This is a genomic window from Neorhizobium sp. T25_27 (genome assembly GCF_002968565.1).
GTDB classification, from domain to species: Bacteria; Pseudomonadota; Alphaproteobacteria; order Rhizobiales; family Rhizobiaceae; genus Neorhizobium; species Neorhizobium tomejilense.
Window position 1 is genome coordinate 41137 of sequence record NZ_PVBJ01000013.1, and the last position, 22236, is coordinate 63372.

The following is a 22236-nucleotide window of genomic DNA, read 5'->3' on the forward strand; positions in this document are numbered from 1 at the left end:
GCAAGCCGATGTCCACCAAGAACCATGTCAAAACGCCTGAAAACGCCGTCGCCGTGATTGGCGCCGGTCCCGCCGGCCTCGTCGCCGCGCGCTTCCTCATTGCCCGCGGGCTGGTACCCGTCATCTTCGAGGCCTCGTCCCGCCTCGGTGGCCAATGGAATTCCGCCTCGGCGGCCAGCGCCATCTGGCCCGGCATGCGCACCAATACCAGCCGCGTGATGACCGCCTTTTCCGATCTCGACCACGCCTCCGGAAGCGCTGCCTATCTGCGGCAGGAGGAGATGCTCGATTACCTTGAGCGATATGCGTTCACCTTTGGCCTGCTGCCGCATCTGAGACTGAAGACGCGGGTCGAGCGGCTGGAGCGGGCTGGCAATGGCTGGCTGATCCGTTCGGCAGAAGATGGCGAGGAACGTTGCGAGATCTTCCAGCGGGTTGTCATCGCGACCGGACGGCAGAACGTGCCCGACCTGCCAGCCGTACCGGGGCTCGATGGTTTCGCCGGAACTCTCGGCGCCGCCCATACCGCCCAGTATAACGGCCCGGAGCGTTATCGTGGGCGCAGGGTGCTCGTCGCGGGCTGCTCGATCAGTGCGCTGGAGATTGCCTCTGACATCGCGCTCGGTGGTGCGGCGCAGGTGGTCTCCACCAGCCGCCGGCAACGCTATATCCTGCCGAAGATCATTGCCGGGGTGCCGACGGACCACGTGATGTTCAATCGGGCTGCCGTGCTGATGGAAAGCGTGTTACCGCCTGACATGCTGGCCGAAGGGCTGACCGTGAAGGTCCTGAAAGTAGCCGGTTCTCCCGAACAATTCGGCGCACGAAGGCCGGAAGGCAATGCCTTTGTGGCGGGCATCTCCCAGTCACAGGGTTTTCTGCCGGCGGTGGCAGAGGGGCGCATCGATGTGAAGCCCTGGATCGAGCGGATTGACGGTCACACCGCCTGGTTCCGCGACGGGACGAGCGCCAATGTGGACGCCATATTGTTCGGCACGGGCTACCGCCTGTCGATGCCCTGGCTTTCGGAGGATATCATCCGGACGATCCGTCTCGACGGCTATGGTGCCGATCTTCACGATCACACTTTTCACCCGGACCTGCCGGGGCTCGCCTTCCTCGGCCTGTTCGATCTGGTCGGGCCTGTCTTTCCGGTTCTCGAATTGCAGGCGCGCTGGGTTGCTCAGTGCTTCGAAAGCAAGCAGCCGCTCCCGGCGCGGGCGGCGATGCTTGCCGGGGTCGAACGTTGCCGCGCCACCCGCTCGGGACCGCTCAGCCTGCCGATGCATGTGGCAGCACTCACCTTCGCCCGCAATGCCGGTGTGGAGCCGGACCTGACGATCTGGCCGGATCTCGAACGGGCGCTGCTGTTCGGACCGCTCTCGCCGATCTCCTTCCGTCTGCAAGGGGCGGACGCCCTGCCGCATGCGCCGGCGAAGACGGAGGCTGCGGCGGTAGCCTTCGGGGCGATCACGACCGGCGATTTCACCGCCGAGGAGGAGGGGATCCGCCAGCTCCTCAAGCTTAGCCCGGTTCAGGCGGCGGCTTGAATACTTCAACCATCGAATCACCTCCTTCAACAAGAAAGGCCATCCTTATGAAATACCTGTATCTTCTCGCGCTTTCGGCGTTGCTCACCACGCCTGCCTTTCCAGAGAGCAAGCAGGCACCTGCGCCTTCCGGAACCTACGTGTCCGACCCTGCCCATTCGAGCGTCACCTGGAAAGTCGGTCATTTTGGGCTGTCGAACTATACGCAAGGTTCACCAAGATGAGCGCCGAGCTCCTCTGGGATGCGGAGAACCCTGCGGCTTCAAAGGTGTCGGCCAGTATCGATCCGACCTCGGTAAGCACCGATTTCCCGTTTCCCCACGTGGAGGATTTCGACAAGAAGATCGGCAGCGACGTGAACTTTCTGGCGGCGCAGCCGATCAGTTTCGTATCGACTGAGGTTAAAGTGACTGCCGAGAATAAGGGGCAGGTGACCGGCAACCTCACCTTTCGCGGCCAGACCCGACCGGCGACGCTCGACGTGACGTTCAATGGCTCAATGGCCGAACACCCGATGGACAAGGTACCGAAGCTCGGCTTTTCCGCTATTGCCAGGATCAAACGCAGCGAATGGGGCCTCAGCCTTCACGTGCCGGTGGTCAGCGATGAGGTGACGATCCTGATCGAGAGCGAACTCGCACCGCGGAAGAAGGCGACGAACTGAGTGAAGGAAGCGCGGCCGGACCGACCTTGCGCTTGGCCATCAGAAAACACGGATGGCGGATTGACAAAGCATCGACCTGATGTCGGTCTTGTGGTCGGCGCTCGTGAAGCGCTCACCTTCCAGCATATCAAGTGGACCGGCCCATCGAAGGCTTCCTATCCTACAGTGTGTGTTCTGCGGATATCCATAAGTTGTTCGCCGCGTGTTAGCAGTCGCTTTGAGCATCCGACATACGCAGAGGGTCGCACCGTGGGGCAGCTTCGGGACAAACGGGGACGTTCCTGAAAGAGAAGGAACATTCTCTTCAGTTGTCGCTTTGGATTGCTAGAGCATCAATAACGGTTCTACCCCTAGCCGAGATGCCCAACTCAAAACAGGCTCGTTCGCAGCGAGCCTTTTTTTATTGACGAAGCCTGGTCATTGCTGAGTCTTCGTCCTCTAAGGAACGGCAATGGCGCGTTAACATTCGGCCTGTCTAACACTGGCTTCTTTCCTTAAGTTCCGGTCCCCGACCCTGCGTACGGTAGCTGACCCTTGCTGCTCCGCTTGCAGACAATATTGCGAACGAAGCCGTCGTAAGCGCCCCGATCGCAACGCCTGCCGCGTGAGGTCCTCATGGCCTAAGACACGTTTTTACTGACGTCTGGGCCAGCCTCGGTCAGGAGACGGCCTGCCTCCTATTTCCAGTCGATCTGGCCCGGCAAAGGAGTGATCGCCGATGACTATACCAGCCACCTCGTACATCCACGGCAAGGCAAAACCATGATGGAAAACCATCGCCCACACAGAGCCACACTCGCTGAGCGGATACGGGAGTTTTTTGGGGGGCCCGAACGTCCCTACTCGATCGGCCTTAGCGAATAGCTTGTGCTGCGTCCGCCTGCCTCGTCCCGTACCAGGATGCCACGGCGGAGGAGATCGCTTATGTCGCGAAGCGCTGTGTCGGGTGAGGAATTGGTGACCTTGGCCCACTTTGATGAAGTGAGCTTGCCTCCAAAGCCATCCAGAAGCTTGTTGAGCACAAGGCGTTGCCGTTCGTTCAGCGTCTCGCCCCTGATCGCCTCCCACAAGCGCGCCTTTCCTAGAATATTTGCGAGCACGTCTTCCGCGCCGCCGATCGCGCGGCCCAGGCAAGCCAGGAACCATTCTAGCCAAGGTGTGATGTCGAGATCGCCTTTCTGGGTCACCTCCAGAATGTCGTAGTACGCTTTGCGTTCGACGCGAATTTGCGCGGACATGCTGTAGAAGCGCTGAGGACTTCGCTCGGAGCGCCCTAGTGCCAAGTCCGCGATCGCGCGTGCGATTCGGCCGTTGCCGTCTTCGAACGGGTGGATCGTGACGAACCAGAGGTGGGCGAGTGCTGCTTTCACGACGGGATCGAGCGGCGTGTCTTTCTCGAACCATTCAAGAAATCCTGCCATCTCTGCATCGAGTCTCCCCGCACCGGGCGCTTCGAATTGAACGCGCTCGCGCCCGATCGGGCCTGAGATCACCTGCATAGCGCCCAGCACGCTCGTCCCTCCACGCGCCGACAACGATCTTTGTCATGCCGCTCCGGCCTGTCGGGAAGAGCGCTGCATGCCACGCGAATATCCGATCATCGGTCAAGGGTTTCGCGAAGTTTTGCGTGGCATCAAGCATCAGCTCGACCACGCCTTCAACGTTGCGGTCGTGGGTGCGAGCCCGCAGATGTCGATCCCGAGGCGGCGCGCGATGGATGATCGAACCTGCTCTTTGTCGAGGATTTCACCTTCAATCTCGCTGGATTTGAGAACATCCTGCGTAAGCGTCGCAAGGACCGCCTCCGTTCACAGATCGAACCCAAGCGCTTCCATGCGCCCGATAAACCGGCCCTGCCGGTGCCTGGCCTCGCCGAGTAATCTCGCAAGGCGCGCCTCGTCCCAACGCAACTGCGGCCAGTCCTTTCGCTCATGGATATATGTGGCCAATCCCGCGCCGCGTGACACAACGCTAATCGCCGCATGTTCTGCGGCGATTAAGCCTATATTCGCCGCAAACCCTGATATGAGCACTTAAGTCGCTTAACCAAGCGCCGCGACCTCGACCAGCCCTTGCCTCCGCTCGCAGCTTCCTCCGAGATCATCTGACGGCTATAGCCGATATATCGACAGGATTGAGAGGTCGTTTGTGAGCTGGCCAGCGCAAACTCAGATCGCATTCGGACCTGTACAAATCCGCACAAGATCGGCCAGGATCGTGCGAAGCTCCGGCCACGGCGCTTCCTGGAGGGCAGAGCCTGGATCCTCCATTTCCAGGAGGGAATGCAGCTTCACCGCGACGCCGGCGACAGATTGAGGCACCGCATTCCACAATTCCTTTGCCAAAGCCTCCTCGACATCAGCGATTTCCTCCTCGGCTTTCTTTGCTCTCGTATATCCGACCCGCTTGTCCGCCTTCTTCCATTCGCTCCGGCGGGCCGCCAATGCGGTCCTTGCTTGCCGCCGCATTTCATCCTGATCCGCGTTCGGCAGGAGACGGTTGATCTCCCGACCGGAATAGGCCCAGATGAAACCACAGTCTTCGGAGAACGGGACTTTCGTGCGGGGGAAACTTCTGAATTGCCGGAGCAACTCACTCTCGAGCTTTTGCTGCCGGCGGCAGGCTTCCCCGCAAAGCCTATGAGCGGCCATCCAATCTCTCCAAAGTGATACCACCGGATCGCCTTGCTCCGATCTCTCCGTCCGCACCATTGCACCTGCCGGGGCGGGCGCGGCTGCGATCGAAGCCGCAGCGCGTGCAAGGAAGTTTCTGCGCGTGGTCTCGGGGGAGGCATCCCTATTCCCGGAAGAGGCCATTGGGGCCGCCTCCGATCAAAACGAAGTCCGTGAGGATCGCCCGCAGTTCTGCCCAGGGTAATTTTCGGCGGGTGATTGCAGACAAAGTTCTGCTATTCTCAGAATCAGCCATGATCCAAGCTCCCGACAGCTAGACGTGGTCAGGCTGCACTTAGTGTTAGAGCACCGAGTGCAGCCGCAAGCCGCGTGCCTTCCGGCACGCGTCTTCTAGATACCACCAAAACTGAAGATGATCAATTTGAAATCAGATGATAAAATAGAAATCACCGGGGCGCAGATTAGAGCTGCCCGCGCGTTCACTCGCTGGAGTGCGAAAGAGCTCGCGATGGCCTCAGGGCTCGGAGTCGCTACAATCAGCCGAGCGGAGACCCACAACGGCATCCCATCGATAACGTCGGCAAACCTCAGGGCAATTAGATCTGCTTTTGAAAGAGCGGGAGTACATTTTACCTCCGGCCCCAATGGTGAGACTGGACTCAGCTTCAAGCCCGAAGACCGCTGACCGCGCGTCTGATGCGCGCGGTCGATACCGATAGAAATAGCTTTGGATTCACGAGAGGGCCGGAGAGGTGAAGTGATATCCTCCGGTCGGCCCCGGACTTAGCCGGTCACCAGGAGCCCAGCGGGTGCCAAGCCAAAGAAGAATATAGCCAGCGATACATCGTGAGCTATGCAAAGTCGCGTAAGAGATATTATGGAACTTTTTGCGCGACCCAAGCGCAAAAATAGCGCGTGTTTGGCATCCTAACGTTGGGTGGCGATCTCCGTGTCGTGCGCGCCATTGAGGTTCCGCTGAGCGCGCTTTGTCGGCACATCAGAGTGACAACTGGTCGAAAGCAAACGATTTGGTCAGCTTCTCAAATAAATCGACACCAGCTTGCGCGCACGCGCTATCTTCCGCAGGTGTGCCGGAACTCAGGCCGATGCCGCCCACAACTTCGCCGCCGACGATTATTGGAAGGCCGCCGGCCACCACGACAAGACGACCGCCAATTGCCGAATTAATGCCATAAGCGGGAGTTCCGGGCTGACTGGCAAATCCGTAACTTTCAGTTGTTCTTCTGGCGCCTGCTGCCGTGAAGGCCTTGTCCTGCGCGATGACCGTGCTGGCAACCTTGCCTCCATCCATTCGCTCAAAGGCAACGAGTTGTCCCGATTCGTCAGTGACCGCTATGCACATCGGCACCCTGATCTGCTCCGCTTTTGCCCGTGCGCCAGCGATAAGGACGCGGGCGTCGTCCAGGCTCACTCGGTTGATCCTCAGCATAATTCGTCCTCCAGGGAGCGGGTAGTTAAAGACCGGCTTCGATAGAGCGGGCACGCTTGAAGGAAGGTTCTACAGCTATTCCGCTAGGTCCGCTCAACCTTCGACCAATCGGCCGCGCATCTTGCAAGTGAACAAGATTGGGAGTTCGTCATTATTCCGTAGATTGCTTTGCGTGCAGATGGTCGATCCAGATTTTTCACGATGTGGAACGAGCGTGCCACCGCTCGTTTTTTCAAGACCCGTTGTAGAGGCGCGGCTCCCTGCAGATGTTGCTTTTTCCGGTCTCGTCTGCCGTTGTTAAGATCTACTACTCGGCAGTTCTAGGTTTCAGCTCGATCCGGCGGCAATGCAGGACCGGCTCGGTATAACCGTTTGGCTGCTCGCGCCCCTTGAGCACCAGATCGAGCGCGGCCTGGAAGGCGACGGAACCGTCGAAATCCCTGGCCATCGGGATGTAGAGCGGGTCGCCGGCATTCTGGCCATCGACGACTCCCGCCATACGCTTCACGGAAGCCGCCAATCGGGGCATTCCGCTCCCTGAGGTGATGGAGCCGTCACGGCATCGCTCGGTGCAGCAAGCATTAGGTACTGCAACAACGCAACACGGCGTAGCGGCAGGGCAACGCGGTTTATCCCACTGGTGAAAAATCCCTTGCAATTCTGGAGCGCAGATCCATAATTGCAAGGATGATTGAACGCAGAATTGAAACCAAACTTCTGGATCTCCTTGACGACAGCGCTGCTGTCGCCCTGCTCGGCCCTCGTCAGGTCGGTAAGACGACGCTGGCCATCGATATCGGCAAAACTCGCCCCTCCATCTATCTCGATTTGGAATCGGAGACCGATCGAGCTAAGCTGTCGGAACCGGAGCTTTACCTAGCAAGTCATGACGACAAGCTAGTCATTCTCGATGAGGTTCACCGTTTGCCGAACGTATTCCAAGCCCTACGTGGCTTGATCGATCGCAACCGGAGGGCCGGACGCCGCGCTGGCCAGTTCCTGCTGCTCGGTTCGGCTTCCATCGATCTTCTGAAACAGTCTGGTGAGACGCTCGCCGGCCGCATAGCCTATCTTGAAATGCAGCCTGTCGACGCATTGGAAGTGTCGGCAGACGCCCTCGATACGCTTTGGCTGCGAGGCGGCTTTCCCGATAGTTTCCTTGCTTCCAGTGACCGTGGGAGCATGCGCTGGAGGCAGGATTTCATTCGCACCTATCTCGAACGAGATATTCCGCTTCTGGGGCCGCGCATTCCCGCCGAAACGCTGAGACGGTTCTGGACCATGCTGTCACACCACCAGTCCGGACTCCTCAACGCAGCCGAACTCGCCCGTTCCCTTGGAGTCGATGGCAAGACCGTTGCTTCCTATCTCGATCTACTCGTCGACCTGCTTCTCGTGCGCCGCCTCGAACCTTGGCATGCCAATGTTGGTAAGCGGCTGGTCAAATCACCAAAAGTCTATGTAAGGGACAGCGGCATTGCTCATGCGCTTCTTGGACTTGGAAGCGCCGAACAATTGCTCGGACATCCAATCGTCGGCTCCAGTTGGGAAGGCTTCGTGATCGAAACACTGATCGCCACATCGCCAGACGGCACAGCGGCCAACTTCTACCGTACAGCGGCCGGCGCCGAAATCGATCTGCTGCTGACCCCTCCAGGCCAAAGGCCCTGGGCAATAGAGATCAAGCGAAGTCTGTCGCCCAAGCTCGAAAAGGGTTTTTACCTCGCTTGCGAAGATCTCCAGCCGCAAAAACGCATCGTTGTCTATCCCGGTGGAGAGGCCTTTCCTCTCCCAAACGACGTGACCGCGATGTCGCTCTCGGCCGCCGGCCGCCTTTTGCTTGACCGATAGCAGGATGCTCGTCCGGCGAACAGCGTGATCCTCCACCGCACCAGGCCCCCCGATTTGCGGCGCGCATTCACCCCTGCCCTCTCCTGTTAGCGTGCGGCTGCCGAACGTCTCGCGACGGCCCCCTCACATGATCTCTGTCGAGGTTGATCGGTGTGACCCGAGCCATTTGCGGTCGATCTGCGATACGATCGATACGTCCGTGCCGCAAGGCAGGCGTCAGACCTTTGCAAGGCCGGTTTGGGCAGATCGGCCACAAGAACCGCTCGTGGGGTTCCTTGCTCGATCAAATCTGCTGGCAAAGATTTACAGGCATTCGCTCCGAATATGTCGGTGGCGACCTGCCGTATTCAGGTGCTATACGGAGCTTCCGGGCTGACGTCACCAGTCCTAGGACGACCACGCTTTCCTGCTGCGGAGGTGAAGCCACTCCCCTTCTCGGGCACTAGGACGAACCGACAGTCATCGCAACCAAATTATAGTTGCGACGAGATAGACGAATCCTTGGAAGTGAATGGTTCTGCGGTCGTAGCGCGTCGCGAAGCGGCGGAAGTGCTCATTCTGTTGAAGCAGCGCTCGATGCGGTTGCGATTGATGTAGGCGAGCTCATCGTGTGGAATGATGATCTTGCGCGAGCGGTTTGACGGGATCACCGCCTCACGATGGACGGCGTCGCGAGCCGGTGCTTTTAACCAAGCCGCAGCTCTAATAAAGATCCTCTGAGGTATCTGCCTTATTGAGACGTCGGACCCGGCAACGGGCTTGGCCAGGATGGATCGCCGCTCGCGTTGGACCTTCGCGGACTCTGACGTCGCAAGACGCTCCTACCTTTACGTCCGCCTCCTTTATTTGCAGAGTATCAGCGGCATTCGACCGGAATAGGATTGCTTCGACATCAGCCACCTCAAGCAGTGTTCATCGCCAAAACCCTGACAGCTGTCAGGGTTTTACTATATTCAGCATCGACCTCACGACCACCGCAGCAGCCATAAACGGCACGAGGATGTCGTCTCTCCGTCGGGGGCCTTCCCACAATCACCGCCCGCCGCGGAACCTTCGCGGCCGTGTCTTGTTCGCTGATCCGGCGGAGAGCAGCCCAGTACTGGATTCACTCTCGCAATCATCCGGGGCCGCTTCACTTGCTGAAGAAGGACTGCAGATAGGAGAGACCGATGCGCGCTTTAGTCTGGCACGGAAAGGAAGACATCCGGTGCGATACCGTATCTGACCCCGAAATCGAGCATCCGCGCGATGCGATCATGAAGGTGACGAGCTGCGCAATCTGCGGCTCCGACCTTCACCTGTTTCACAATTTCATCCCGGCCATGATGCCGGGTGACATCATGGGGCACGAGATGATGGGCGAAGTGGTCGAGACGGGCTCGGAGATCAACGGCAGCCTCAAGAAGGGCGATCGGATCGTCGTCCCCTTCACCATCACCTGCGGCGAATGCGACCAGTGCAAGCGCGGCAACTTTTCTGTCTGCGAGCGCACTAACCGCAAGAAGGATTTGGCCGACAAGGCGTTCGGCCACACCACCGCCGGCCTCTTCGGCTACACGCATCTGACCGGCGGCTACCCTGGCGGTCAGGCCGAATATCTGAGGGTGCCGTTCGCGGACAAGACGCATATCAAGGTTCCCGACAGCCTCACAGATGAGCAAGTGCTTTTCCTCGGCGATATTTTCCCGACAGGCTGGCAGGCTGCTGCCCAGTGCGACATCGAGCCCACGGACACGGTGGTTGTCTGGGGCTGCGGTCCGGTCGGGCAGATGACGATCCGCAGCGCCGTGCTTCTGGGTGCCAGGCAGGTGGTTGCGATCGATTGCATTCCCGAGCGTCTTTCCATGACAGAAGCTGGCGGCGCGATCACCATCAACTTCAAGGACGAAAGCGTCGTCGAGCGGTTGAACGAGCTGACCGATGGCAAAGGACCGGAAAAATGCATCGATGCGGTGGGGCTCGAAAGCCATGTCTCGATGCGTCAGCCTGATACCCTCCTGGATCGCGCCAAGCAGGTCGTGATGTTGGAGAACGACCGTCCGCATGTTCTGCGCGAGATGATCTATGTCTGCCGCCCGGGCGGCATCATCTCGGTTCCAGGCGTCTATAGCGGTCTCGTGGACAAGATTCCGATGGGCATGGCCATGAACAAGGGCCTTACCTTCCGCATGGGCCAGACCCATGTGAAGCGCTGGACCGACGACCTGTTGCGCCGCATCGAGGACGGCCAGATCGATCCGTCCTTCGTCATCACCCACACCGTCGGGCTCGAAGAGGGTCCGGAAATGTACAAGGTGTTCCGCGACAAGCAGGACAGCTGCATCAAGGTTGTTCTGAAACCGTAACGGTAGGGTTTGAACATGTCTTTTCTCACCAACATGATCCGCTCGGAAGGTGATCCGAAGGTGCTGCGCCCAGGCCGCAGTTCGCTCAGCTCCTCCGATCGGCTGGCGCGCAATCTTGGCTGGTTCAGCATCGGTCTCGGCCTGGCCGAGATCTTTGCGGCTGGAAAGATCACGACTGCACTCGGAATGCGCGGCAAGGAAAACCTTGTTCGAGCCTTCGGCGCGCGTGAAATCGGCTCTGGCTTTATGACGCTGTCGGTGGACAAGCAGGCAGGGCTTGCAAGCCGGATAGCCGGGGACGCACTGGACATCGCAACCCTGGCCACGGCTCTGCGGCCTGACAACCGCAAGCGGGACAACGCCGCGTTGGCGCTGGCTATGGTCGCCGGTGTCACCTTTCTCGACATCATCGCAACGGGCGTAAGCTACGCCCGCCATACCAGGCGACAGCGCCAGGTTCGCAACTATGAAGACCGCAGCGGCTTTCCAAAAGGCGTCGAGGCTTCGCGTGGCGCCGCCCGTAAACGGCTGGCGGATTTAAGGTCAGCGCCCGGGAAAGCGACCGGCACCTCCGAACAGCCTGCCAGCGCTGGTGGGTGATCAAGGCCCCATCAGGGCGCCAACAGCGAGCCATGGCTTGATCGCCTTCCAACCAAGCAGGCGACGACGGTCGCAAATACACCTCACCGGTCGCGGTCAACTAGGCTCCAGAGAGATAGCACTGTCAGGAGCCGCAATTGATCGGCTTGCATCGACTATGCCGTCATCTCCGGGATTCCCAAACCGCCATTTCCGCGTGGCAGTTTCTCAGGCCCCTAAAGGGCGGGCTGGTGAACCGCCGAGTACGTTCATAAAGCCGAACAAGGTCGGTTCGACCCAAGGAACCGAAGCTAGACCAAATGCGTGCCTTCCTACGGCTTCGTGAGCGCGGACGGCACATTTAGGGTTCCTTCGTCCTGTTTTATCCAACTCCCAAAATGGATTCTCGTTCGCCTGCGTTTCTCACTCGTCGTAAGCGTCCTCCATTGCCTGCATCTCGAACGCCGCTCAGACGGCAATGGTTGCCATCCTGAGGTGCTTCAAGCTGATCACGGCCCGACCCAAAGATCTGGCGCCAGAGCCTCGACGCTCCTAATCCCGGAGAACTCTTCAACGCGTGGTGCAACGTCTGCCAATTTGCTGGCGTTGAGAAGAGGACTGGACAAGCCAAGGCTTGGCTGTGGACTTCTGTTATGGGCTTGATGGCCTCGCCGCTTCAAGCGCTGCATCGAGTGCTGACTGAGGGATGTCGGCTTCAGGCATCCCTACGTGCGCCAAGGCGTTCCGAACGCCATCAATGCCGTGTTTCGCGGCGATATCCGTCAGCGCCGAGCGCCATCGGGAAAGCCCATCGCCCGCGTCGTCAGATCCTGTAACAGACCGATCTTCAAGGCCTGATGCGATCATCGGTGCAGCTTCGGTACCCCAACGGCTCAAACCATAGTCCAGTGCTTCCGCTTCGGTCATACCGCAAAACGTAAATCTGCTCCCATCCGTCGTAAAAACGGCAAGGTTCCCATTGGGCTGTTTCAAGAAATAGGATGACACGGAACGCCTCACGCAAGGACCGGAGAAAGACGATTTTCTGTCGCGACAAGAAAGCTGGAGCTATCCTGTGCTAGCCCCTACCCCACCGCGCCCGATGACATGGCCCCCAGATGGTTCCAATCACTTGGGCCGGGCTGGTTCGAGCACTAAGGACGATGTTGCCGCTGCCGTACGCTCGCATTGCTATGGTCATCTTTCGGTTATTACAGACTGACCTCACTCTTTCAACTGATCAAGGTTCGGGTACGGCCCTCGCTGTATTCGAAAAAAGTGGCACGGCAGTCCGGGGCATGGACCGGCCGCGCTTTCATCCGCGGCGGTCGGGCCAATCTCCGGCAGGCCCTCTTTAAAGGAAAAAAAGATGCCATTCCAACTGACGAAGCTGGAGTATCCTTGCTGGTCAAGGCAAGGGCGGCTCCTATCTTCTGCCGTGCCCGAGCAGCGCGTTTGCCAGGTCAATGAGTTTTCGCATCATTCCAAACAAATCCCGGGGACCTGCACTAGCTCTACCTCCTCCCTTGGTTCCGGGCTGGAGATAAAAGCTTCGTCTGTCAATAATCGTTCCTTTTCAGCTAGTTAGCTCCGTGGTCAGCTGACCACTCAGCGCTTGAGCAGATTTAAAGCGACTTGCCCGAGATGCCGCCCTTTAATCAGAGCTCAAACGGCTATCCAGCCTTTAGGCCAACCTGGCCGTTTACCTTCAGCAATGCCATTATCATCGGACCAAGCGAGAACTCCCCGAGCTCGGTACGCCGCGTCAGATCTCTTAGATACCCTCCAGCAGAATTGATGAAATTCGCTCTTTCCAGAATGCAAGCAATCGCTGCTGCCGCATTCTCCGGCCCCATCGCTCCACACGCGTCCTCACTGGACAGGCCCCGATGGGTTCGAGGATTCGCCAAAAATAAGCTGCCCGGTCGCCTCGACCACGAGGCCGCTCAAATGGTCGCTGATCATTACCTTGGTGCCACGGTGCATCGCGGTGATTTCATTGGACGTGCCGATAGTCAGATCGGCCTGTGCCTGGCTATTTGCCATCGGCCACGCCGAGAAATCGTAAAACGGGCGCATGACGTCGCTGGCCTGCATGGCGGTGATTTTGCGGAAGACATCATCCATGGTGACGCCGTCCGCCAGAAGGCGCTGGCATGCCAGCCACTGCTCCTCTGCCCATCGCCCGCCGTTCTCCTTCCTTAACGCAAGCAGCAGCGGGATCAGCGGCAGCTCAATCCCGGTGAATACGTCGGAGGAATTCGTGCGGATTTCGGGACAGCTATAGACCGTAGCCTTTACACCCGTGGCCCACGCATCCTCCGCGATACGCTCAAGCGCCATCTTGGCGTAGCCCTGGGTATAATTCGTGTAGGTCTGCCAGCGATAGCTCCCGTCGATGAGAACTGCCGATCCGTGGTAGCCGTAGGCCGTATACCGGACCTGCCCACCTGATGCCTCGACACGCTCACGGATGGCCGCACTAAAGTCGATGAGGTGTCGGTAGGTGTTTGCGGAGACGTCATCGAAATTCTGAGGATGAGCTTGCCCATATCGCTGTCGAGCAGCGCCTGCGACGAGATATGACGGCTTCCGCGTCCCTTGTAGATTCGATTGGCGACGACGAGAAATATCTTCGCCTTCGGGATGCCTCCAGCCATCGTGTGGGCAAAGAATACATTCCGGCCGCCCACAATCATGCCATCGAGGATGGCCATGACCTCGAAAAGTGGTGTTGTGAACCGCTTGGTGGCAATCGCCCGGCATTGCGAGACGTAATCCCCGTCAAGCTTTTCCTGCTGCCAGTTCTCGAGCGTCATTGCAGCAAGCAGATCGGTCGGCGTCGGACCGCCTTCGGGCGCGTCGAGATCGAAACCTGCCATCAAGGGAATGTTGATGATCCTGCCACCCAGCCGGGACTCGGCCGCTGACAACTCCTCGGCGTTAAGCGGACGCAAGAAGTTGTTCTCGTCGCGCCGTCCAACGGTCATGCCGACGATGTCCATGCCAGCCTTGCGGGCTTCGTCCAGCAAGCCTGTGGCATATCCGCGTCCGAAAAGCTCACCGAATAGGACGAAAACGTCGCCCTTTCGGAAGACGGTATTTTCGGACAGGTGGTTCAATGCGACCGGGTTTTCCATACGTTCGCTCTTTGGTTACATGTCGCCGAGCGAGACTCGAGCGACCTTTGATTGTCACAAGACCGCGGCGGCGCGGAAAAAGGAAGTCATTTGAGTTTCTGTTCATTTCAAAACGTGATGACGGTGGGGTTGCTTCGGTCCCTTTGACCCGGGCGACATGGAGGGTATTTCAACTGCTCGGCCAGGGTTTGATCTGCGACGGCGCCTAGACTTGCGCAAATCGGCGCTCAATCAATCAGATTGTTCGCACGGCCTCTCTCGAACTTGTCCGCCCGCATCCACAGGCCGTGCTGGTTGCGGTCCATCCTGGCACCGTCCGCACGAAGCTGGCTGATGGTAACGTTTGTCCTGCTGCACGGAGCAGCCTCTCTTTGCAGCGGTGTAATCACAGCCGTTGTACCACCGGCTTTTCGCTCCTTGCTGATCGATGATGCCGGTAGAGAAACTCCGCGGCATTGCGCTTCCCGTGCTGGCCAGGTTGCATCCGGCGCGATGCAGGTCGGGTCGTCGCCGACGCTCGTCCCGATGCTGCGGCGGCCCCATTGAGCTTCCGATCGTTGCCCTGCCTTAAACGGCCGCTATCGAGCGCCGGATGCGCCCCGTTTGAGGAGACCGGTTCGCGACCCGGCCCCTGCTCGATGACCCGATCACGATAGCCGCGACGGGAAAGGCGGTGACCGAGCGGGGATGTCTTTCGCAGCCGGCTGCTGAAATGACACAGGAATTGATTCGGAGCCGGACGGGATCGTCCACCTTTCTCGGCCGAATTCCAGGACCGCGAGCCCTATAAACCACTCTCCAGCCAACTGACCTGCTCCGGCGAGAGCCGGATATCGAGCGCCGAGAGACTGTCCGCAAGCTCACCTACGGTTCGCGGCCCTATCAGCGGTATGAGGGGAAATGGCTGTGCGATGACATAGGCCAATGCCACATGGATGGGGTGGCGACCGAGTTTTCCGGCAAGTTCGATGGCCCGGTCACGGCGTTCGAAGTTCCGCTCCGAATACCAGACCCGTACCAGTTCTTCGTCGTCTTGCTTGTCGCGTCCGGCCCTGTTCGTGAAGAACCCCCTTCCCTGGCTTGACCAGGCGAAGTTCGGCATCTGCTTTTCCGTCAGCCATGCCTTCCAACCATCGTCAGATGCGGCGACACATCCTGCCCAAATCGGGTCGAGCATCTCGGCGAGCGAAAAATTGTTGGAAAGCGCCCCTGGCGCCGTCTTCCCATTCTTCCGGGCATAGGCGATCGCCTCGTCCATCCGCTCGCGACCCCAGTTCGACCCGCCGAAAATGCCGCGGATCCTGCCCCGCCTCACTTCCGCATCCATCGCGTCGACGAATTCGCCAACCGGTATGTCGGGATTGTCCCGGTGCATGAAATAGACGTCGAGATAGTCGGTCTTCAGTCTGTCAAGCGATTGATCCAGTTGCCTGGCGATGACGTCGGGATAACAAAGCGGCGAGTGGGCGCCCTTGCCGATCAGGATAAATTCTTCGCGCGGCACCTGCCGGCTGGTGTGCCAGTCGCCGAAAATTTTCTCTGTCTTGCCGGCGCCGTAGACATAGGCGGTATCGAATACATTGCCTCCCGCCTCGTAAAAGGCGTCCATGGTCAATGACGCCGCGGCGAAATTCGGGAAGAACTCGAATCCGAGGCTGATCGCCGAAGCCTCCTTGGCGACGCCCGGAATCTGCCGCTTCGGAATGCCGCTACCGAGACGCACTCTGCCGCCGGTTATGTTGGTGGAACGCCTGACAGCCGTTTCGACAGCGTATTCCAGGCCAACCGAGGCGCGCCATTGGTCAAGAACGCGCAGATTGCCGAGCGAGTCCGCCGCGCTCATTCCCGGCCGGGAAAATTCACCACGCCCCCCGCGGATCGCCTCTCCGACCGCATCGACCTCGAAGGAATAGAGGTATCGTTTCTCCTCAAGTTCGATGGTTTCGCGCTCATCGCCCTTGATGATCTCGATCCGTCCGACGCCGCCCTGGCGGCCCGAGGCGAACCAGAAGTCCTTCACTTCGATCCGTCCCTTGGAACCGATGATGCGAAGCACATTGTCCTGCTGCGCCATGATTGAGCAGGAAACCTCGGCGACGATGCCGTTTTCGAACTTGAGGAGAGCGGAGGCCCATTCGTCGACGCCGGATTGGCCAAGGTGGGCTGCCCCGGCCACGGTCTTGGGCTCCGTGAAGTCCATGCCGTCAACGGCTCCGGCAATCAGCCGGGCCATGGATACGGGATAGCCTCCGACGTCCAGGATACCGCCGCCCGCCATGTCGCCATTGAAGAGCCGGTGCTCCGGCCTGAAGCTTCCCATGTTGAAGCCAAAGCTCGAGCGGATGATCCTGATGTCTCCGATGATCCCGCTCTTGACCAGTTCGACAAGCCGAGCCGTCTGCGGATGAAGACGATACATATAACCCTCGCCGGCAAAGACCTTGGCCTTCTTCGCTTCATGGAAGATCAGGTCGGCGTCGAACGCAGAAAGCGCCATCGGTTTTTCGACCAGCACATGTTTGCCGGCGCGAATCGACTTGATCGCCCATTCCGCATGTCCGACATGGGGGACCGCGACATAGACTGCGTCAATCTCGGGATCCCTGAGCAGCGCGTCGTAACCTGCGACGATCCGCGCTCCCGGAAAGGCTTCTGAAAGCCCGGGCTTGTCCGGATTGCGGGTGGCGATGGCGGCGAGCCGGCCGGTCTGCGAATGCGCGATACCTTCGGCGAATGCACGTGCAATGGTGCCCGGACCGATGATCCCCCAACGGACATGGTTCTCTGCAGTCATGATTTTTCCTTTGATCCTCTTTGAAATTGCTTAGCGGAGGCGATTGCCCGTTTGATCGAAAAGAAAGACGCGGCTCGTCGGCACGCCCACGGTAAGATGCCGGCGGGCGCCCCCGTGGCGGTTTTCAGGTTGCTCGATGACGACTGTCTCACCGGCAAGGCTTGCGTGGACGTAGCTGGTGTTGCCGAGATGTTCGGCCACTTCGACGGCCACGGTCAGATCCGCATCACCCCCGCTTGGCGGGGTAAAATGCTCGGGACGGATGCCGAGCGTGACCGTTGCTCCCATGCCAATCTGGGCTGAAAGCGGGAACGCGAACCGGACATTCCGGTCGGACGAGAGGGCCACGACCGCTCCGTCCGGCGTCTTTTCCACCACTTCCGCCTTCAGGAAGTTCATCTTCGGCGAGCCGACAAAGCCTGCGACAAACTGGTTGGCCGGATCGTCATAGAGATCCAGCGGCGCTCCCACCTGCTCGATATGTCCTGCCCGCAACACGACGATCTTGTCTGCAAGCGTCATGGCCTCGGTCTGATCGTGGGTCACGTAGATCATCGTCGTTCCAAGCTGCTTGTGCAGCTTGGAAATCTCGACCCGCATCTGGACGCGGAGCTCCGCATCGAGGTTCGAAAGCGGCTCGTCGAAAAGGAATACCTGCGGCTCGCGAACAATCGCCCGTCCGATGGCGACACGCTGGCGTTGGCCACCCGAAAGCTGGGCAGGACGCCGGCCCATCAGCTCGTTGATCTGCAATATGTTCGCAGCGAGCGCGACACGGCGGGCGGTGTCGGCTTTCGGGTTGCCGTTCATCTCCAAGCCGAAGGAGAGGTTCCGCCGGACGGTCATGTGGGGATAGAGCGCATAGGACTGAAAGACCATCGCGATGCCGCGATCCGAGGGTTCGGTGTCATTGACCACTTTTCCACCGATGCTGATGGTGCCCGCGGAGATATCCTCAAGGCCGGCGATCATGCGCAGCAGGGTCGATTTCCCGCATCCGGACGGCCCGACGAAGACGGTGAACTCGCCGTCCTCGATCTCCAGGTTTGCTCCGTGAACCACCTGATAGGCCCCGAAGCTCTTAACGACATTTTCGAGTTTGATTTTCGCCATGATCCCTCCCCGACTATTTGACGGCACCGGCCGAAATCCCGGCGATGAAGTGGCGCTGCAGGAAAACGAAGACGACGAGCACCGGGGCTGTCAGCAGCACCGCGCCGACCATGATGCCGCCCCAGGAGACCCTGGTGAGGCCGACCAGGGTTCCAAGTGCCACCGGCGCCGTCATCATGTTCGGCCGCGAATTGATCAGGAGCGGCCAGAGGTAGTTGTTCCAGGAGGACAGGAACAGGATGATCGCAAGCGCTGCCATCGTCGGGCGCGCCAATGGCAGGGCGATGTGCAGAAAGATCCGCCATTCCCTGACGCCTTCCACCCTCGCTGCGTCAAAGAGCTCACCGGGCATCATCGAAAAAGCCTGCCGCATGAACAGGACGCCGAGCGAGTTGAACAGCGGCGGGACGATCAATGCGATCCAGGTATTGGCGAGCCTGAACTCACGCGCGACCATGATGAACTGCGGAATGACGACCACAGCGAAAGGCAGTGTAATCGTCCCGAGAATGATCGCGACCACGATGGCGCGGCCGGCAAAACGGTAACGCGCCAGCGCCCAGCCTGCCATGGACGTCAACATGACCGACAAGGTCGTGTAGATGATCGCGACGGTGATCGAGATGGACATCGCCCGGATAAAATTCGTGTCCGCCTGGAGATTGCGGAAGTTGGCGGCGAATTCCGCCGAGGGCCAGAGCACGATTTCGGGGCTGAAGATACCGTGGTCCGGCATGGTCGAGAAGACGACCATCATCCAGAGCGGGAAGAGCCAGACAATCGCAAGCGGCGTCAAAACCATGTGCAGCGCGATTTTCTGCACCAGCAGCGAGCGGGATTTCGATTTCATTTCTTCTCGCCTCCTAGCATGAGGTTGAGCAGAGAGATCGCAACCGCCAGACCGGCGATCGTGTAGGCGATTGCCGAGGCGTAACCGAAATTAAGCGAGGTGAAACCCTGGCGGTAAAGCAGCAGACCCAGTGTTTCGGTTCCTCCGCCGGGCCCGCCGCGATTGGTGATCAGGAAGGGTTCTGTAAAGAGCTGCATGGTGCCGATGACCGAAAGCACGACGCAGAAACTGATGATCGGCTTCAAGAGCGGCAAGGTGATATGAAGGAATTGCTGGAACTTGCTCACCCGGTCGAGCGTCGCTGCTTCGTAGACATCGTCGGGGATGGATTGCAGGCCGGCGAGGAGGATGATGGCGTTGTACCCTGCCCATCGCCAGGTGATCGCGATGATCACCAGCGCCATCGCCGCATTGGCATTGTCGAACCACGAGACGGGGGACAATCCGACCGAGGTGATCAGCTTGTTGATGATGCCGAAATCGGCGCTGAACATCAGCCTGAAGACCGCGGCATAGGCCACCTCACCAACGACGACCGGCGCAAAGAAGGCGAACCTGTAGAGCGGTCGTGCCTTCAAAAGCGGGGAATCGAGAAGAACCGCCATGACGGTGGCGAGCGCGATCATCACAGGAACCTGGATCACCAGAATGATCAGCGTATTGTAGAGCGCGTTGTAGAAGGCCGGATCACCGAACAGCCGCCCCCAATTTGCCGAGAGGCTGAACCTCCACGGATTAACTCGCGTGTTCTGGAACGAGATCAGCAGCGAGTTTATGATCGGCCAGAGCCAAAAAGTGACGAAGATCAAAAGGTAGGGGGCAAGGAAGGCATAGGCCGCCCTATTCCTCGAAAGCATCTCGTTCTCCTGTCAGGGATTGCCAAGCGGGATATCGGGCGGCCTGACGCCGCCCGGCATTCTCATTGCGTAACGGGCAGGCCGGTGGCTGTCGCAATCTGCTTCGCCGCGTCATCGAGAGCAGCCTTCGCATTCGGATAACCGCCGGCGAAATACTTCGTCTGCGTCGCCTGATAGATCGCGTCCGCATCGCTCTGGAAGGCCGTGCCCCGACTTGGAACGATCTGCGGCAGAGTGACAAGGATATCCGACCAGACGGCCTGGCCGCCCCAATAGGGTTGCGGCTCCTTCACGAACGGATCCTGCACCGCCGATAGAAGCGACGGAACGAGGCCGAACGCTTTCAGCATCGTGACCTGGCCCTCATTGGTGGTCAGGGCATATTCAATGAATTTCCAGGCGGCTTCCTTGTTCTCGGAAGCGGCGCTAAGGGCCAGGGACGATCCACCGAGATTGGCTGCGCGAGGGCCGTCGGCCGTCAGGCTGGGCATCCGGAAGACGCCCCATTTACCCGCAAGATTAGGTGAGTTGGAGCGGATCGAACCTTCAAACCACGCGCCATACATCTGGCTGGCGGCCTTGCCTGCGGTATTGGACTGGATTTTTTCGTCCCAGATCGCGGCCGTGATCAGACCCGCATCCTTCATCTCCTTAATCTTCTCAAGCGTCGCAACGCAGGCTGGTTGATTGATGGTGATGGATTGGCCATCGGTCGAGAAATAGCCGCAACTTTGCTCGTTGGAGATCATGCGGAACCATTCGCTGTCACCGTTGAAATCGGCTTGAGCCATCACGGTTCCCGGATTGGCAGCCATAACCTTCTTTCCGGCGGCAATGAAGTCGTCCCAGGTCTTGATCGATGCCGGATCGACGCCGGCCTTTTCATAAAAGTCGCGGCGATAGAAGACGGCGACCGGTCCGGAATCCCACGGCACGGCGTAGGGAACGCCGTTCAATTCAAGCTCGGTCCGCTTGAATTCGGGGAAGAGCGCCTGGATTTCTGGCGTATAGCCAACCTCGCTGAGGTCGGCGAAACACTCGGGGAAGCGGTTCCAGAAGACTTCCGCTTCAAAATTTTCGACCGAGACAATATCCGGCAGGCCTTCGCCTCCCGCCGCGCAGGCTGCGAGCGTCTTGTCGTAGACCTGGTCGTTGCCGAGATCCTCCACCGTGACCTTGATGTCGGGATATTTCTTATTGAATCCTTCGAGCGTCGCCTTGAGAGACGAGGCCGCGACGTTCCAGCTCCAGATGGTGATTTGGCCGGACTCTGCGAACGCCGCACTTGATGCAAGCAATACGACCGCGGCCGCCGGGCCTGCGAGTTTGAAGCGCATTGAAAACCTCCCTTTTCCAATTGCTGTCCCTTCGGAACGTGCCTAAATTATCGCCTGCGAAACATCTGTCTCCGAAAAAGGGAACATGGATTTGGCGGAAAGTAAGGTAGTCAGCAAAGCGATCTACCACCCGGGCGCAAGCAGCATAGAAGGCCTGCCGACTGCCTTGCAGATGTTTTTCAACCACCCGCCGATCATGCTGATGCCGCACTGGCACGCGCAGGTGGAGGTGAATTACGTGATCCGTGGCACGGTCCGCTATCGTATGGGCGAGCATGACGTCCGGCTGACCGCCGGCCAGATGTGCCTCTTCTGGGGCGGGCAGCCGCACCGGATGGAGGAATCCTCAGACGATTCCTTCTATGCCGGCGCGCATCTTCCGCTGGTGCATTTCTTTCGCTTGCGGCTGCCGGGGGACCTCTCGAGCAAGCTCATGCATGGCGCAACATTGCTGACGACGGCCACCGATGCGGCGGACAAGGAGAACTTCGCGCGCTGGTTCGAATACGTGAGCTCCGGCAGTCCGGCCAAACGGCAACATGCCGTGGATGAGTTGCTGCTTCGGATCGAGCGGATCGTCCTCGATTCCTATAACCTGATCCCCGAGGCTCCGCGCGGAGTAGAGCCAAGCGCTCCTGACCAGCCCTATGCTCAGTCGGCCAAAAGCGTCGCACGCATGTGCGATTTCATCGCTGCCAATTTCATGCAGGATATCGACACGATCGACATCGCCCGCGCCGCCGATCTTCATCCGAAATATGCGATGAACATTTTCCGAAGGTCGACCGGAATGACGCTCGGCAAATACGTCAACCTCTTGCGGCTTTCCCGTGCTCAGGCGCTTCTGATGCAGGACGGAGCCAATGTGCTGCAGGTCGCAATGGACAGCGGCTTCGGCTCGCTCAGCGCGTTCAACAAATCCTTCCGGCATATTTCGGGCATGTCGCCCTCCGATTTCCGGCGGGATAGCCGCTTTGCCGCCCACGCAATGTCCTAAGCGGGAATACCGTCTCGGGCAGAGACCCAACATTATCGAACGGTGGTGGCATCATCGCAGCGCTGCAGGAATAGCT

At 59.2% G+C, this 22236-nt stretch carries 16 protein-coding genes and 4 pseudogenes; 7 read left to right on the forward strand and 13 right to left on the reverse strand.

The genetic code is table 11. The features are described 5' to 3' along the window. Positions 1–8: 8 nt before the first annotated feature. From C5J24_RS27135 to C5J24_RS27140, 3 genes are read left to right on the forward strand one after another with little or no spacing between them, the layout of a single operon-like run. Positions 9–1550, forward strand: a complete 1542-nt coding sequence (locus tag C5J24_RS27135; RefSeq protein WP_105422404.1) for an NAD(P)/FAD-dependent oxidoreductase — start codon at positions 9–11, stop codon at positions 1548–1550. Then, entirely contained in the window at positions 1547–1774 is a 228-nt protein-coding gene (locus C5J24_RS32110) for a YceI family protein (RefSeq protein WP_172724162.1), read from the forward strand. The genes C5J24_RS27135 and C5J24_RS32110 overlap by 4 nt, the downstream gene beginning before the upstream one ends. Beyond that, positions 1771–2214 (forward strand): YceI family protein, encoded by a 444-nt coding sequence (locus tag C5J24_RS27140; protein ID WP_105422406.1) that lies wholly within the window; start codon positions 1771–1773, stop codon positions 2212–2214. Before C5J24_RS32110 ends, C5J24_RS27140 begins: the two co-directional genes overlap by 4 nt. An 839-nt stretch (positions 2215–3053) precedes the next feature. Here the strand turns inward: C5J24_RS27140 and C5J24_RS32770 are convergent. The 5 genes and pseudogenes from C5J24_RS32770 to C5J24_RS27165 form a co-directional block, all read right to left on the reverse strand. Beyond that, positions 3054–3725 (reverse strand): Fic family protein, encoded by a 672-nt coding sequence (locus tag C5J24_RS32770; protein WP_371674839.1) that lies wholly within the window; start codon positions 3723–3725, stop codon positions 3054–3056. A 129-nt stretch (positions 3726–3854) separates the two neighbouring features. Further along, a pseudogene (locus tag C5J24_RS32775) lies at positions 3855–4247 on the reverse strand (DUF4172 domain-containing protein). 135 nt (positions 4248–4382) lie between these two features. Continuing rightward, entirely contained in the window at positions 4383–4865 is a 483-nt protein-coding gene (locus C5J24_RS27150) for a hypothetical protein (RefSeq protein ID WP_105422408.1), read from the reverse strand. Positions 4866–5844: 979 nt separating this feature from the next. Further along, on the reverse strand, positions 5845–6297 hold the full coding sequence (locus C5J24_RS27160) for a heme-binding protein (protein WP_105422412.1): 453 nt from the start codon (positions 6295–6297) through the stop codon (positions 5845–5847). Between the two features lie 307 nt (positions 6298–6604). Further along, positions 6605–6805: pseudogene (locus C5J24_RS27165) on the reverse strand (hypothetical protein); the annotation flags it as partial. Between the two features lie 179 nt (positions 6806–6984). Between C5J24_RS27165 and C5J24_RS27170 the strand changes: the two are divergent. The 3 genes from C5J24_RS27170 to C5J24_RS27180 all read left to right on the forward strand — a co-directional run bounded on the left by C5J24_RS27170 (position 6985) and on the right by C5J24_RS27180 (position 11093). Then, positions 6985–8148 (forward strand): ATP-binding protein, encoded by a 1164-nt coding sequence (locus C5J24_RS27170; RefSeq protein ID WP_105422414.1) that lies wholly within the window; start codon positions 6985–6987, stop codon positions 8146–8148. 1169 nt (positions 8149–9317) lie between these two features. Beyond that, positions 9318–10493, forward strand: a complete 1176-nt coding sequence (locus C5J24_RS27175) for a zinc-dependent alcohol dehydrogenase (protein WP_105422416.1) — start codon at positions 9318–9320, stop codon at positions 10491–10493. Positions 10494–10508: 15 nt separating this feature from the next. Further along, positions 10509–11093, forward strand: a complete 585-nt coding sequence (locus C5J24_RS27180) for a hypothetical protein (RefSeq protein ID WP_105422418.1) — start codon at positions 10509–10511, stop codon at positions 11091–11093. 630 nt (positions 11094–11723) lie between these two features. Here the strand turns inward: C5J24_RS27180 and C5J24_RS32115 are convergent. The 8 genes and pseudogenes from C5J24_RS32115 to C5J24_RS27220 form a co-directional block, all read right to left on the reverse strand. Continuing rightward, the gene (locus C5J24_RS32115) at positions 11724–12080 is read right to left on the reverse strand and encodes a hypothetical protein (protein WP_172724163.1); all 357 of its coding nucleotides are present in this window, start codon (positions 12078–12080) and stop codon (positions 11724–11726) included. 665 nt (positions 12081–12745) lie between these two features. Continuing rightward, positions 12746–12946, reverse strand: a pseudogene (repC, locus tag C5J24_RS27190) (replication initiation protein RepC); the annotation flags it as partial. Beyond that, positions 12945–14212, reverse strand: a pseudogene (locus C5J24_RS27195) (hypothetical protein). The pseudogenes C5J24_RS27195 and repC, both read right to left, overlap by 2 nt. 784 nt (positions 14213–14996) lie before the next feature. After that, the gene (locus C5J24_RS27200; RefSeq protein ID WP_105422420.1) at positions 14997–17006 is read right to left on the reverse strand and encodes an aldo/keto reductase; all 2010 of its coding nucleotides are present in this window, start codon (positions 17004–17006) and stop codon (positions 14997–14999) included. A 30-nt stretch (positions 17007–17036) separates the two neighbouring features. After that, entirely contained in the window at positions 17037–18119 is a 1083-nt protein-coding gene (locus C5J24_RS27205; RefSeq protein ID WP_105422422.1) for an ABC transporter ATP-binding protein, read from the reverse strand. Positions 18120–18132: 13 nt separating this feature from the next. Continuing rightward, the gene (locus C5J24_RS27210; protein WP_105422424.1) at positions 18133–18969 is read right to left on the reverse strand and encodes a carbohydrate ABC transporter permease; all 837 of its coding nucleotides are present in this window, start codon (positions 18967–18969) and stop codon (positions 18133–18135) included. Further along, entirely contained in the window at positions 18966–19826 is an 861-nt protein-coding gene (locus C5J24_RS27215; protein WP_105404344.1) for a carbohydrate ABC transporter permease, read from the reverse strand. Before C5J24_RS27215 ends, C5J24_RS27210 begins: the two co-directional genes overlap by 4 nt. Before the next feature lie 62 nt (positions 19827–19888). Next, positions 19889–21163 (reverse strand): ABC transporter substrate-binding protein, encoded by a 1275-nt coding sequence (locus tag C5J24_RS27220; RefSeq protein ID WP_105422426.1) that lies wholly within the window; start codon positions 21161–21163, stop codon positions 19889–19891. Between the two features lie 85 nt (positions 21164–21248). Between C5J24_RS27220 and C5J24_RS27225 the strand changes: the two genes are divergently transcribed. After that, on the forward strand, positions 21249–22160 hold the full coding sequence (locus C5J24_RS27225) for a helix-turn-helix domain-containing protein (RefSeq protein WP_105422428.1): 912 nt from the start codon (positions 21249–21251) through the stop codon (positions 22158–22160). Positions 22161–22236 lie beyond the last annotated feature (76 nt).

Excerpts from the sequence above, each read along its gene's own strand:
- C5J24_RS27135 (WP_105422404.1), top strand. The coding sequence starts at position 9 with ATGTCCACCAAGAACCATGTCAAAACGCCTGAAAACGCCGTCGCCGTG.
- C5J24_RS27140 (WP_105422406.1), top strand. The coding sequence starts at position 1,771 with ATGAGCGCCGAGCTCCTCTGGGATGCGGAGAACCCTGCGGCTTCAAAG.
- C5J24_RS27150 (WP_105422408.1), bottom strand. The coding sequence starts at position 4,865 with ATGGCCGCTCATAGGCTTTGCGGGGAAGCCTGCCGCCGGCAGCAAAAG.
- C5J24_RS27160 (WP_105422412.1), bottom strand. The coding sequence starts at position 6,297 with ATGCTGAGGATCAACCGAGTGAGCCTGGACGACGCCCGCGTCCTTATC.
- C5J24_RS27170 (WP_105422414.1), top strand. The coding sequence starts at position 6,985 with ATGATTGAACGCAGAATTGAAACCAAACTTCTGGATCTCCTTGACGAC.
- C5J24_RS27175 (WP_105422416.1), top strand. The coding sequence starts at position 9,318 with ATGCGCGCTTTAGTCTGGCACGGAAAGGAAGACATCCGGTGCGATACC.
- C5J24_RS27180 (WP_105422418.1), top strand. The coding sequence starts at position 10,509 with ATGTCTTTTCTCACCAACATGATCCGCTCGGAAGGTGATCCGAAGGTG.
- C5J24_RS27200 (WP_105422420.1), bottom strand. The coding sequence starts at position 17,006 with ATGACTGCAGAGAACCATGTCCGTTGGGGGATCATCGGTCCGGGCACC.
- C5J24_RS27205 (WP_105422422.1), bottom strand. The coding sequence starts at position 18,119 with ATGGCGAAAATCAAACTCGAAAATGTCGTTAAGAGCTTCGGGGCCTAT.
- C5J24_RS27210 (WP_105422424.1), bottom strand. The coding sequence starts at position 18,969 with ATGAAATCGAAATCCCGCTCGCTGCTGGTGCAGAAAATCGCGCTGCAC.
- C5J24_RS27215 (WP_105404344.1), bottom strand. The coding sequence starts at position 19,826 with ATGCTTTCGAGGAATAGGGCGGCCTATGCCTTCCTTGCCCCCTACCTT.
- C5J24_RS27220 (WP_105422426.1), bottom strand. The coding sequence starts at position 21,163 with ATGCGCTTCAAACTCGCAGGCCCGGCGGCCGCGGTCGTATTGCTTGCA.
- C5J24_RS27225 (WP_105422428.1), top strand. The coding sequence starts at position 21,249 with ATGGATTTGGCGGAAAGTAAGGTAGTCAGCAAAGCGATCTACCACCCG.